The sequence below is a fragment of the Bradyrhizobium mercantei genome (assembly GCF_001982635.1).
Classification (GTDB): Bacteria; Pseudomonadota; Alphaproteobacteria; order Rhizobiales; family Xanthobacteraceae; genus Bradyrhizobium; species Bradyrhizobium mercantei.
Map to the genome: position 1 here is coordinate 910,961 of NZ_MKFI01000004.1, position 12,731 is coordinate 923,691.

Here is a 12,731-nt window from a genome sequence, read left to right on the forward strand (position 1 = left end):
ATGGGCGCGGCGCGCACAGCGATTGGACTGCTGGCCGCGCTCGCCGCGACCACTATCGCGTGCGCCGCGGTCCGGGCCGACGAGCTCACGCTTTACTCCACACGGGGCGCCAATCTGGTCGAGCCTGTCGTTGCGGCCTTCACGGCGGCGAGCGGCATCAAGGTCAAGGCCGTCTTTGTCGAAGACAGCCTGGTCAAGCGCCTGACGTCGGAAGGCGACCATTCGCCCGCGGATGTCCTGCTCACCATCGGCCTCGACAAGACGACCCAGCTTGCATTGCGCGGGTTGACGCAGGCGCTTGCATCCCCGGCGCTCGAGCAGGCAGTGCCGGCGAACCTGCGCGGCAAAAGCGGCCAGTGGATCGCGCTCGCGGTACGTCCGCGCGTGGTGTTCGCACGCAAGGACAGTCCGCTCACCGCGTTCGGCTATGAGGAGCTCGCCGATCCCAAATGGCGCGGCAAACTGTGCATGCGGCCGGCCGCGCACCAGAACAACGTCGCGCTGATCGCGGCCTACCTCGCCCATCACGGAACGGATGCGACGCAGACCTGGCTCGCTGGCGTGAAGGACAACCTCGCCCACAAGCCGGCGGGCAAGGACAACGACGTGGTCCGCGAGATCGCGGAAGGACGCTGCGAGATCGGGATCGGCAACACGGTCGCGCTCGCACAACTGCGCGACGGCCGCGAAGGCAGCGACTGGCGCGCAGCGGCGGATGCCGTGAAGGCGGTGCCGGCCACATTCGCGGGCGGCGGCAGCCACGTCAACCTGACCGGCGCGGCGATCGCCCGCCACGCCCCGCATCCGGCAGCCGCACGCGCGTTGCTCGAATTCCTTGTCACGCCGGAAGCCCAGACGATCTTTGCCGCCGCCGAGCTGGAATATCCCGTGCTCGCGACGGCGAAGCGGGCTCCGATCGTGGAGGGGATCGGATCGTTCCCAGCCGATCCGCTGCCCGTCGACGAGATCGCCGCACATCAAACAGCCGCAATCGCCCTGATCCGAAAGGCCGGATTCGATGAGTGATCTCAGACGCCCGATCAAGGCCGCGCTGTTGCAGGTCCACTCCATTGCTGGTCTTGCGCTGGCGCTGCTCTGGGCCGTGGTCGGCCTCACCGGCGCGACGATGGCCTTCGAGGACGAGATCGAGGCCAGCCTGAACAGCCACATCATGCGCGTCGATGCCAGCGCAACGCGGCGGCTGACGCCGGACGAACTGGTCGCTCGGCTTCAGGCGGCGGGTGACTTCGGCAAGGTCTCGGCCGTGGCAATGGCCAGTGATCCATCGGCCGCGACGCGCGTCCGCTTTGCCCGCAGCGAAGGCGGCTCACGGCCGTCCTCGGTCTATGTCGACCCCTATGACGGGCACGTGCTCGGCTCGCCGCGCGGCGAGGATTTTTTCGCCACCGTCCGCAAGCTGCATCGCTGGTTGCTGTTGCCAGGCGACGGCAACGGCATCGGCCGCAAGATCACCGGGTCAGCGGCGATCTGCCTGATCGTGATGCTGATATCAGGCCTCGTGCTGCGCTGGCCGCATCGCGCGCGCAGCGTGAAGATGTGGCTGAAGCCCAATCTGGGCCTGCGCGGGCGCGGCCTGTATCGCTCGCTGCATGCCGTGATCGGCACCTGGGTGCTGCCGGTCTATCTGGTGATGACGCTGACCGGGCTGTGGTATTCGTTCGAATGGTACAAGGCCGGCGCCAACTGGCTGTTCGCGCGGCCTCAGGCCACCGCCGCGGCGATGCCAGCAAAGCCGCCGCGCGGCGAGACGGGGGCCGAGAGCAAGGGCGAAGCCAAGGTTGATGCGAAGTCTGAAGCCAAGCCGCTTGCCTTCGATCACGTCTGGTCAACGTACCTCCAGCAGGAGAACGGCAGCTACGGACGGGCCCTCCTGACCCTGCCGGCCGGCGCCGGCACGACCGTGCGCGTGCGGTCATGGCCGCGGGATTCATCGCTCGAGAGCGTGCGTGACGAGTTCCGTATCGACGCCGTCACCGGACGCGTCATCGCGGCCGATCGCTACGCGGACAAGACGTTCGGCGAACGCGTTCTTGCCGGCGTGCTCGACATCCACCGCGGCGCCATCCTGGGATGGCCCGGCAAGCTCGCCTTCATGCTGGCCGCCGCCATGATGCCGCTGTTCGCCGTAACCGGCCTGCTGCTCTATCTGTCCCGCCGCAGGCATCGGCGGCTGGCGCGGCCGCCGGTGGCCCACCTCGTTCCGGGCGAATGAAATTCGCAAAGCCTGCGATCAGCCCGGATCGCACGCCGCGAGCCGGGCGCGCAACTCGGCGTCCGTTTCAACAGCAAGCTCGAGCAATCCCCGATAGGGATCGCCGGAAATTTCGAGCGCGGCGGCGAACGCAGGTTCGGTCTTGAGGCCGCCCGCCCTTAAGCTTCCGACGGCTCGCCGCAGCCGTCCGTCATCCAGCGCAAGCAGCCTTCGCTCGACCTCGAAATGGATCCAGCCCCGCTGCTGCTCCACCGGCTGCCGATCGCCGAACAGTTCGAACGGCCAGCCATCCCACACAAAGCGGGCAATCACCGGCTGCGGTGGCGAAGTCCATCGGTAGAGGGCGAAGTCATCGGCCGATTGATAGTGGGTCCAAACGATGTCCGCGAAAGCGTTCGGGTCGGGTGCATGGCAGACGATATCGATGTCGCTGCCGGGCACCGCAAGGCCGAGCGGCAACGTTCCGACGATGCGGGGATCGAACTGTCCGAGCCGCTCCAGCACGGCAGAGCTGGTGACGGCGGATGCGTAGTGCCCGACAGTCATCGCATGCCCTCGAGATCACAACGACGCAATACCATGCGCGCGTGGGATGCGTGAGCCTCTCCGAGCGGGCGGAAGCCTGGTGGAAAGCACCCTTGCAAAAATCGCGGGGCGATTTCGACCACGTCACCGTGGTCGAAAATCGCCCCGCGAAGCCGGCGGACAGGCAAGGCTGCTCGCGCGCCAGCCCATCCAGCCGATAGTCGGAATGACCTGTCCGATCGACTAGCCGAACTGGTTCATCGTGTTGTGGGCGCCGCCCGCCTTGAGGGCGGCCTCACCGGCGAAGTATTCCTTGTGGTCGTCGCCGATGTCGGAGCCCGCCATGTTCTGATGCTTGGCGCAGGCGATGCCCTGACGGATTTCCGCGCGCTGCACGTTCTTGACGTAGCCAAGCATGCCCTGCTCGCCGAAATACTCCTTCGCGAGATTGTCGGTCGACAGCGCCGCCGTGTGATAGGTCGGCAGCGTGATCAGATGGTGGAAGATGCCGGCGCGCTTGGCCGAATCCGCCTGGAAAGTCCGGATCCGCTCGTCGGCCTCGATCGCCAGCGGCGTCTCGTCGTATTCCGGCTTCATCAGCTCGGCACGGTTGTACTTGCTGACATCCTGGCCGGCTTCCTTCATCGCGTCGTAGACCTGCCAACGGAAGTTGATCGTCCAGTTGAACGACGGCGAGTTGTTGTAGGCGAGCTTGGCGTTCGGAATGACCTTGCGGATGCGATCGACCATCGAGGCGATCTGCTCGATATGCGGCTTCTCGGTCTCGATCCACAGCAGGTCGGCGCCGTTCTGCAGCGAGGTGATGCAGTCGAGCACGCAGCGATCCGCACCGGTGCCGGGACGGAACTGGTAGAGGTTGCTGGGCAGCCGCTTCGGACGCATCATCTTGCCGTTCTGGTTGATGATGACGTCGCCATTGCGCGCATTGGCAGCCGTCACTTCCTCGCAATCGAGGAAGCTGTTGTACTGGTCACCGAGGTCGCCGGGCTTGTGGCTGACGGCAATCTGCTGGGTCAGGCCGGCGCCGAGCGAGTCGGTACGCGTCACGATGATGCCGTCCTCGACGCCGAGCTCGAGGAACGCATGGCGGCAGGCGCGGATCTTCGCGATGAACACCTCATGCGGCACGGTGACCTTGCCGTCCTGATGGCCGCACTGCTTCTCGTCGGAGACCTGGTTCTCGATCTGCAGCGCGCAGGCGCCCGCCTCGATCATCTTCTTGGCGAGCAGATAGGTCGCCTCCGCGTTGCCGAAGCCGGCGTCGATGTCGGCGATGACCGGCACGACGTGGGTCTGGAAGTTGTCGATCTTCTCGATCAGCGCCTTTTCCTTGGCCTGGTCGCCTTCCTTGCGGGCCGCATCGAGCGCACGGAAGATGTCGTTGAGCTCACGCGAATCTGCCTGACGCAGGAAGGTGTAGAGCTCCTCGATCAGCGCCGGCACCGAGGTCTTCTCGTGCATCGACTGGTCGGGCAGCGGGCCGAACTCGGAGCGCAGCGCCGCGATCATCCAGCCGGAGAGATACAGATAGCGGCGATCGGTATTGCCGAAGTGCTTCTTGACCGAGATCAGCTTCTGCTGGGCGATGAAGCCGTGCCAGCAGCCGAGCGACTGGGTGTACTTCGTGCTGTCGGCGTCGTAGGCGGCCATGTCGGCGCGCATCAGCGCAGCCGTGTAGCGGGCGACGTCCAGACCGGTCTTGAAGCGGTTCTGCAGGCGCATGCGCGCCACGGCTTCGGCGGTGACGCCGTTCCAAGTGTCCTTGGTCTTGAGCAGCGCTTCGGCCGCCTCAATCTCGCTCTGATACGAAGCCGGTCCCTGGATGGCCCGGTCGCTGATCCCGCGCGGTTGGAAGTTCATGTCCGTGATCCCTTCGGTGACGAAATAACTGGTTCTTTTGTAAGCCCAGTCTCGCCGGGAGCTAGACCTGGCGCGGAAAACTTGTCATAACTTACAAGAAACCGTTGTATTGTTGTAAGAACATTACAAAGATTGGATGAGGTGATGGTAACCTCAAGCGCTCGTTCCGTTTTCATGGGTCCGCGCCTGCGCCGGCTGCGGCGGGATCTCGGGCTGACCCAGGCCGATATGGCCGCGGATCTCGAAATCTCGGCCCCCTATGTCGCGCTGCTGGAACGCAATCAGCGGCCGGTGACGGCCGACATGCTGCTTCGGCTCGCCCGCACCTACAAGATCGATCTGGCCGATCTCGCCGGCGACGGCGGCGCCGATCATACCGCCCGCATGCAGTCCGTGCTGAAGGAGCCGATGTTTGCCGACATCGACATCCCCACGCTCGAGGTCAGCGATCTCGCGGTCAGCTATCCCGGCATGACCGAGGCGTTCCTGCGCCTCTACACCGCCTATCGCGAAGAGCAATTGGCGCTTGCGGAACGACGGGCGCCCGATCTGGCGGGCGCCGCCTTGCTGCCGGGTGAGAACTTCGACGCCAACGATCCCGTCGCGGAAGTCCGGCGATTTCTCGCCGCACGCCGCAACAATTTCGCCAATCTCGACGATGCCGCCGAGCGCCTCGTCCATGAACCGGCCGGACCAGCCGGATTTATCGAGCGGCTTCGCGAGCGCCACAAGCTCCAGGTCCGCTATCTGCCGCCGAACGTGATGCTCGGTTCGGTCAGGCGACTGGACCTGCATCGCAGGCAGCTGCTGCTCGAGGACTCGCTCGATACCGCAGGCCTCAATTTCCAGCTCGCCAAGCAACTCGCCTATCTGGAACTGGAAGGCGAGATCAGCGCGGCGGTGGAAGATGGCAAGTTCACCAGCAAGAGCGCCGAGCTGCTGGCGCGCCGCGCATTGGCCGCCTACGCCGCCGCTGCGCTCATCATGCCTTACTCCGTGTTTGCGAAAGCGGTCGAGGCACGCCGCTACGATCTGGAGGCGCTGGCGCGTCAATTCGGCACCAGCTTCGAGCAGACCGCGCACCGCGTCACGACCCTGCAAAGGCCGGGTCTCGAGAAGGTCCCGTTCTTCCTGATCCGCGTCGATCCCGCCGGCAACATCTCCAAGCTGCTCGACGGTGCCGGCTTCCCGTTTGCAAAGCATGGCGGCGCGTGCCCGCTGTGGTCGGTCCACGACATCTTCAAGACGCCGCGCCAGATCGTCACGCAATGGCTGGAATTGCCCGACGGGCAGCGGTTCTTCTCTATCGCCCGCACCGTGACCGCCGGCGGCGGCGCGTTCGGCGCCATCCGTGTCGAGCGCGCGATCGCGATCGGCTGCGCCGCCGAGCACGCGGGCCAGTTGATCTACACCCGCGACGGACAGGGACCGAACGCGGACGAGCCGACGCCGATCGGCGTCGCCTGCCGGGTCTGCCATCGGCCGAGATGCGCGGCGCGGTCGGCCCCTCCGATCGGGCGCGAGATTCTTCCCGACGATTTCAGGACCTCGAGCGTCCCGTTCGGCTTCTCGGCCGACTGACGCGGTCGATCAGCCCTGCGGGCGGCTCGCGTCATACAGCACCCGCACGCGGATCGTGCCGTCAATGGCTCTGAGATCCGCCAGCAGCCCCTCGCCCTCGCCGCCGACCACATCGGTCTCGAGCACGACATAGCCGACTTCCGGATCGGTCTGCAGATACTGCGCCAGGATATTGATGCCGTGCCGGGAGACCGCGTCGTTGACCTGACGCATGACGCCGGGAACGTTGCGGTGAACATGGATGAAGCGGGTGCCGGTCGGTCGCGCCGGCAATTGCACCTGCGGAAAATTCACCGCACCGAAGGTCGACCCGACATCGGAATAATCGATCAGCTTGCGCGCCACTTCGCCGCCGATGCGATCCTGCGCTTCTTCCGTCGAACCGCCGACATGCGGCGTGAGGATGACGTTGGGGAGGCCCTGCAGCGGCGAGACAAAGCGCGCCTCGTTCGACACCGGCTCGACCGGAAACACGTCGACCGCGGCACCCGCCAGCCGGCCCTCACGCAAGGCGCTCGCCAGCGCATCGAGATCGACCACGGTGCCGCGTGAATTGTTGATCAGATAGGCATCACGCTTCATCTGCTGGAGTTGGGCTGCGCCAATCATGTTAGCGGTGGCCGGCGTCTCCGGTACATGCAGCGATACGACGTCGCTGGCCGCGAGCAGCTCGTCGAGCGTATCGACCGGCTCGGTATTGCCGTGACGCAGCTTGTCGGTGTGATCAAAATAGATCACGCGCATGCCCATCGCTTCCGCGAGGTTCGACAGCTGCGAGCCGATGTTGCCATAGCCGACGATACCGAGCGTCTTGCCGCGCACCTCGCGGCTGCCATCGGCGGACTTGTCCCAGCCGCCGGCATGCGCGGAAACCGACCGCGGAAAGATCCGGCGGAACAGCATCACGATCTCGGCGATGGTCAGCTCCGCCACGCTGCGCGTGTTGGAGTATGGCGCGTTGAACACGGGGATCCCGAGCTTTCGCGCGGCGTCGAGATCGACCTGATTGGTGCCGACCGAAAAGCAGCCGACAACGAGCAACCGGTCGGCGGCCTCGAGGATTTCCGCGGTCAACTGGGTCCGCGACCGGATTCCCAGCATGTGGATGCCCGACAGCGCTTCCCTGAGCTCTTTCGGTCCCAGCGCCTTGGGCAGACGTTGCAGCTCGGTATAACCGTTCGCCTCGAACATCCGGACCGCGGAATCGTTCACGCCCTCGAGCAGCAGCACGCGTATTTTGGTCTTGGGAAGCGACAACATCTTCGAGATCCGGATTTCGCAGGCTCGGGCAGGTTCTGCACGAGCTCAGTTTCGACGGATCGCGTGATAACATAGAAAGCAGCCGCGTCAGAGGCCGCCGTGGGCGCTTGGCCTGCGATTCCCGATGCGGCCCCCCCTCGATCCGCGCAGCCAGACGCGGGGCAGGAGCCGATTCGGGCCAAATGTTCCGGTCAATCCGGCGGCAAAGGCCCGCCGCGGCTCCCGGACGTTCGAGCTCCGGCTCACTGGCCGGAGCCCGTCAATCCCATTCGTGCTCGGCTCGGCGCCGAGCGGCGATGCCTCAAACGCTTACTGGCAGGGATAGCGCCGGCCGTCCTTGGCCTGGAACGTGTTCGACGCCGCATCGTACGAGCGATAACGCTGGGCGCAGGACGCCGCGTGCTGCTGGGCGGCAGCGGCTTCCTGCTGCGCGGCGGCGTTGGCCGCACCGGCCGCGATGACACCGCCGATCAGGCCGCCGACCAGTCCGCCGACGGCAGCGCCGCCATCGCAGTTCCCGTAACGGCACCAGACCTTCTCGGTCACTGCCGGCACCGCAGCCGCAACACCGGCGCCGTGCTGGAGCGGAGCCGAGATCGCGGAGGCGGAAAACATCATAACGCCGGTGGTGGCCGTCAAAACGACTTTCAGAAAGCGAGCCCTACGCATCATATCTCCTGCTTCATTGCTGTGGGCGCAGGCCGGCGCCTGCGTCCCGATTCCCTCAACGTGGGCGCGCCCGGTCTCGGACCGGGCGACACCCGTACACGCGCGGCCGGTTACAATTCGCGCGTCAGCCTTGCTTCACAGATCGGCGGATTTCACTGGCCGGCTGCGTTCACGACGCGGCAGAGGTTATCGCCGACACCTGGAGCCAACTGTCCCGGCGGCAAGCTGAAGGTCGCGTCGACGCGGCTGCCCTTGACGTCCTTGCGGACGACGACCTGCAACGTTTGCGGCCGGCCGGATCCGGTGGTCTCCTGCTGAGTGGTGATCGTGCCGAGCTTCTTGTCGACGTTCACACCGACAAAACCCTCGGCCAGGACGGCGCGCGACACCTTGTCGAGTGCAGCAGCGGGATTGACCGACGGGAAGATCATCCAGGTCTTGTGCGTCATGCCCGTCACCATCGGAACGCCGGTGCTCTGGACGTGATCTGCGCAACTATCTGCCAGCGCAGGTATGGACGACAGAACCGTGAGCGCGAGTACGCAAGTTATCCTTGTATGCATGCTTTCATAACCCGTTTGAGTAGGTCGGCAGCATTTAGGCCAAATGGGCTACGAGTCCATGGATGCCATCGCATTCTGGATGGATGCATTCGGATTTTGGCTAGCACGATCGGTCGCGTGCGCAGCCACGCACGCTGGTGTTCCGGAACGCCAGCGCCGCCGCTCGATTTCGTGATCTGGATATTCTGTTCGGTAATTGGACATCGAAAAGAGAAGAAAAAGAGAACACGAGCTGAATTCGCCAAGGCTGTGCTAGTGTGGTTGTGCGGTTTGTGCGTGTGGCGGACGTCTAGAGAGATGAAGACCCCGGCCTGATGGGTCGGATCGCTTCGCGCAAAACAATTGGTCAGGATTTGATGGTCGAAGACGTACTCGCTGCACCTCCCACCCGATCGGGATCTTCGTTTGAAGAACTCCTTGAAATGCTCAGACCGCACGGGATCAGTGCCCACTCCCCGTTGCAGCCCGCCGAATCGTTTCGTTGGCATGCGGATATTGCAATCGGCGCGGAAATCGACGTCGTACGGGCAGACCTTTCTGCAGGCTGGGATTGGCGTTACTCATACGAGGACTCTGCGGGAGAACTCGCAATCGGCCTGCTGAATGCCGGCAAGGCCGAGACGCTCATTTCGGGAAAGAGCGTCGAGCGAACCCCCTCCGAGATCGCCATCGTCCCCCTCCCGACGATGCAAGCGCAGCGTGTCGAAGCGGTCGATGAACGGTACTCAAGCGTAACGCTTACCCTGCATACGGGCATCGTTTCGAAGGTGCTGTCCGCGACATTCGGGAGCGTCGCGCTCGAAGATCTCAATTTGACGCCCATCGTCGACTTGTCGACCGGGGTCGGGCAGACCCTTCTTCAGCTCGTTCGTACAAGCGCGAGCGGTTTGTACGACGGGACCCTCGCGCGCTCTCCGAAAGCCAGCGCGCTGCTGTCCGAGGCTGCGATACAGTTGATCCTTGAGAATGTCCCGCATCGGCTGATCGACCGGTTGAACCGCCACCCGCTGGATGCGCCGCCGCGTTACGTCAGGCGGGCTGTCGAGTACATGCGGGCCAATCCTCATCTGCCGCTGACGGTATCGGACATTGCCGCAACGGTCGGCGTCAGCAGCCGGCTGCTGCAATTGGGTTTCCGCAAGATTCACGGCACGACGCCGGTCGCCTATCTGCGACAAATTCGACTCGAGGCAATCCACGATGAGCTGTCGCGGCCGGAGAACCTGCTTCCGGTCAGCGAAGTTGCCCTGAAGTGGGGCTTTACCCATATGGGCCGGTTTGCGGCGGTGTACCGCTCGGCCTTTGGCCTGTATCCGTCCGATACCGTCCGGCGCGTGCGAGGGTTCAGCAGCTAAGCGGGCGATTGGCGAGCAAGACGACAGATCAGCAAATCGCTTTCCCTGACGCCTTGTCGAACAGATGTGTTCGCTCGAGGTCAAGGGCGACGTCGATGAACTGATCCGGCTCGGCGGCGACGCCGACCTGCATTTGCGCCGTGAACGCGAATGCACCGACGGTCCCGATCACCAGCGTGTGCGGCCCGAGCGGTTCGACGTCCTTCACCAGCATCCGGACGGAAGAGCCCGCCGGCGCGCCTTGCCGCAACACATGATCGGGGCGCACGCCGAGCACCACGCGCTTGCCGACGCTGCCCGCATAGGCGGCCTCCCGTGACTTCGGCACGCGCAGCGCCGCACCCGACGGCTCGGTGAAGGTGAGCGCGCCGTCGCGGGCTGTGATCTCGCCATCGATGAAGTTCATGCTGGGCGCGCCCATGAAGCCGGCGACAAAGAGATTGCTCGGCTTCTCGTAGATCGTGATCGGATCGGCCGCCTGCTCGATCCGGCCCTTGTTCATCACCACGACGCGGTCGGCCATGGTCATGGCCTCGACCTGGTCGTGCGTGACATAGACGATGGTCTTGGCGAGGCGGCGGTGCAGCGCCTTGATCTCGGTCCGCATCTCGATGCGCAGCTTGGCGTCGAGATTGGACAACGGCTCGTCGAACAGGAACACGTCCGGGCTGCGCACGATGGCGCGGCCGATCGCGACGCGCTGGCGCTGGCCGCCGGACAGCTGCTTGGGGCGGCGTTGCAGATATTGCTCGAGGTCGAGCACGCGCGCCACATCACGCACGGCCTTCTCGATGCTGGCGCGCTGCTCGCCCCGCACCTTCATGCCGTAGCCGATGTTCTCGGCGACCGTCATGTGCGGATAGAGCGCGTAGTTCTGGAACACCATCGCACAGTTGCGCAAGCCGGGGCGCAGCTGCGTCACGTCGCGGTTGCCGATGCGGATGGTCCCGCTGGTCACGGCCTCGAGTCCTGCGATCATGCGCAGCGTCGTCGTCTTGCCGCAGCCGGACGGACCGACCAGCACGACGAACTCCTCGTCGGCCACGTTGAGGTCGAGCCCCTCGATGATCTTGTAGGGCCCGTATGCCTTGCTGACGTTCTCGATCTCGACGTGCGCCATGGAATCCTTTTCCGTCCCTTCGTCGACGGCTAGTCAAAGTCCCGGACGACGCTCACGCATCGTCCGGGACGTCTCGGTTGAATACTAGTTCTTCGGCGGCAGGCCCATTGCCGCGCGATAGGCCGCGAGCTGCTTGGCCCGGCCGAACTCGTCGGTCAGCCGATTCCACTCTTTCGCCATCGCGTCGAGCGCCGCCTGCGGCGTGGTCTGGCCGGCCAGCGCCTTGCCGAGCTCGATCTCGACGACCTCGGTATAGGAGAAATAGCCGGGCAGACGCATGTCGAGCGCGACATTCTTGGCATTGATGGAGTCCGATTGCGCGCCGAGATATTCCTTGGCCTCTTCCGGCGAGAAGATCTTGCTCCACAGTTGCAGATTGGCGGTGTGCGATTTGCGATAGGGATTGACGCCGCTGCCGCCGGTGATCGCCGCCTGGCCCGACACCTCGGGGCTGGTCAGCGTCTTGACGAAATCCCACGCCGCCTTCTGGTTCTTGCCGGCCTTCGGCACGGCAATCTGCCAGCCGCCGAATGCCATGAACGGGCCCGGCAGCACGCTCGGGAACTTGTCCCACTTCTTGGTCTTGGCGTTCCAGATCTCGTCCGAGCCGGGCAGCATCGCCGAGCCGACCTTGCCCGAGATCTTCGACTGCTTCGGGTCGGCGGCGATGACGCCGGTGTCGCCCCAGCCGATCGATTCCGCGACCTGGCCGCCGGCGACAGCCGCGTTCACCTCGCCGAACGAGAAGTTCAGCGCGTTGGGCGGTCCGAGCTTCGATGCGCGGATGTATTCCTCAAGGCCCTTCACCCAGCCCGGATTGTTGATCTGCGCGTCCATCGTCTCGGGGTCGAAGAACATCGCGCCCGGATAGTTCGGATTGTTGGTGTAGGCCGCCGCATGGCTGAAGAAGAACCAGAACTGCTGGCCGCCGCGCCGGAAGGCTTCCGCCGTTCCCCACAGCCCCTTGTCCGGCCGCTGGAAGAACTCGGCGATGTCGAGATACTGCTTCCAGGTCTTCGGCGGCGCGAGGTCGTAGCCGTATTTGGCCTTGAAGGCGTCCTTCTCCTTCGGGTCGCTGAACAGGTCGGTGCGGTAGGTATAGGTGTGGACGTCGCCGTCCATCGATTGCGAGTAGATCTTGCCTTCCCACACCATCAGGCGTTCGCGATAGGCCGGCTCGATATCGTCCCAGTCCTTGCCGGACTGCATCTCCTTCGGCATCTCGCTGAGATAGGGCACGAAGTCCGGCAGCCAGGCTGGCGCGAAGCTGACAAGATCGAACGTCGCGTCGGATGCGGTGAGCGAGGTCGCGATCTTTGGGTAGAGCTCGGACCAGGGAAACTCGACGACATTGACCTTGCCGCAGGTCTTCTTGGCCCATTCATCCGCGCCGAGCTTGAGCGCGGAGGCGATATACGGGCCGGTCTGCGACGCCACCGTCAGGGTGACGCCGGTGTAATCCGGACTGCACGCAGCATTCGCCTGGCTCCCGGCGCAGGCCAGCGCGAGCGAGGTGGTCAACATCAGGAACGTCCGTCGCAACA

At 64.7% G+C, this 12,731-nt stretch carries 11 protein-coding genes; 4 read left to right on the forward strand and 7 right to left on the reverse strand.

Annotation, left to right across the window (positions count from 1 at the left end):
- Both BI327_RS22205 and BI327_RS22210 read left to right on the forward strand, forming a co-directional pair.
- Complete coding sequence (locus BI327_RS22205; protein ID WP_076862871.1) at window positions 1-1,026, forward strand: extracellular solute-binding protein; 1,026 nt, start codon at window positions 1-3, stop codon at window positions 1,024-1,026.
- Window positions 1,019-2,233 (forward strand): PepSY-associated TM helix domain-containing protein, encoded by a 1,215-nt coding sequence (locus BI327_RS22210; protein ID WP_076862874.1) that lies wholly within the window; start codon window positions 1,019-1,021, stop codon window positions 2,231-2,233. The genes BI327_RS22205 and BI327_RS22210 overlap by 8 nt, the downstream gene beginning before the upstream one ends.
- An 18-nt stretch (window positions 2,234-2,251) precedes the next feature.
- Here the strand turns inward: BI327_RS22210 and BI327_RS22215 are convergent, their stop codons facing one another.
- Both BI327_RS22215 and BI327_RS22220 read right to left on the reverse strand, forming a co-directional pair.
- Window positions 2,252-2,779, reverse strand: a complete 528-nt coding sequence (locus tag BI327_RS22215) for a DUF4269 domain-containing protein (RefSeq protein WP_076862876.1) — start codon at window positions 2,777-2,779, stop codon at window positions 2,252-2,254.
- Between the two features lie 222 nt (window positions 2,780-3,001).
- Window positions 3,002-4,639 (reverse strand): isocitrate lyase, encoded by a 1,638-nt coding sequence (locus BI327_RS22220; protein ID WP_076862878.1) that lies wholly within the window; start codon window positions 4,637-4,639, stop codon window positions 3,002-3,004.
- A 144-nt stretch (window positions 4,640-4,783) separates the two neighbouring features.
- On the opposite strand from BI327_RS22220, the gene BI327_RS22225 reads away from it, so the two are divergent.
- Window positions 4,784-6,220: a helix-turn-helix domain-containing protein gene (locus tag BI327_RS22225; RefSeq protein ID WP_076862880.1), complete on the forward strand. Its 1,437-nt coding sequence runs from the start codon at window positions 4,784-4,786 to the stop codon at window positions 6,218-6,220.
- A 9-nt stretch (window positions 6,221-6,229) separates the two neighbouring features.
- Here the strand turns inward: BI327_RS22225 and serA are convergent, their stop codons facing one another.
- From serA to BI327_RS22240, 3 genes are all read right to left on the reverse strand, one after another.
- Window positions 6,230-7,480 (reverse strand): phosphoglycerate dehydrogenase, encoded by a 1,251-nt coding sequence (serA, locus tag BI327_RS22230; RefSeq protein WP_076862882.1) that lies wholly within the window; start codon window positions 7,478-7,480, stop codon window positions 6,230-6,232.
- Between the two features lie 309 nt (window positions 7,481-7,789).
- Window positions 7,790-8,149: a BA14K family protein gene (locus BI327_RS22235; RefSeq protein WP_245334903.1), complete on the reverse strand. Its 360-nt coding sequence runs from the start codon at window positions 8,147-8,149 to the stop codon at window positions 7,790-7,792.
- Window positions 8,150-8,301: 152 nt separating this feature from the next.
- On the reverse strand, window positions 8,302-8,598 hold the full coding sequence (locus tag BI327_RS22240; protein WP_245334904.1) for a hypothetical protein: 297 nt from the start codon (window positions 8,596-8,598) through the stop codon (window positions 8,302-8,304).
- 428 nt (window positions 8,599-9,026) lie between these two features.
- Here BI327_RS22240 and BI327_RS22245 point away from each other — a divergent pair, with 428 nt between their 5' ends.
- Window positions 9,027-10,067, forward strand: a complete 1,041-nt coding sequence (locus tag BI327_RS22245; RefSeq protein ID WP_245334905.1) for a helix-turn-helix transcriptional regulator — start codon at window positions 9,027-9,029, stop codon at window positions 10,065-10,067.
- Between the two features lie 28 nt (window positions 10,068-10,095).
- Here BI327_RS22245 and BI327_RS22250 read toward each other — a convergent pair whose 3' ends face one another.
- Both BI327_RS22250 and BI327_RS22255 read right to left on the reverse strand, forming a co-directional pair.
- The gene (locus BI327_RS22250) at window positions 10,096-11,187 is read right to left on the reverse strand and encodes an ABC transporter ATP-binding protein (RefSeq protein WP_076862890.1); all 1,092 of its coding nucleotides are present in this window, start codon (window positions 11,185-11,187) and stop codon (window positions 10,096-10,098) included.
- A gap of 84 nt (window positions 11,188-11,271) precedes the next feature.
- Window positions 11,272-12,729: an ABC transporter substrate-binding protein gene (locus BI327_RS22255; protein WP_394329878.1), complete on the reverse strand. Its 1,458-nt coding sequence runs from the start codon at window positions 12,727-12,729 to the stop codon at window positions 11,272-11,274.
- Window positions 12,730-12,731: the final 2 nt, after the last annotated feature.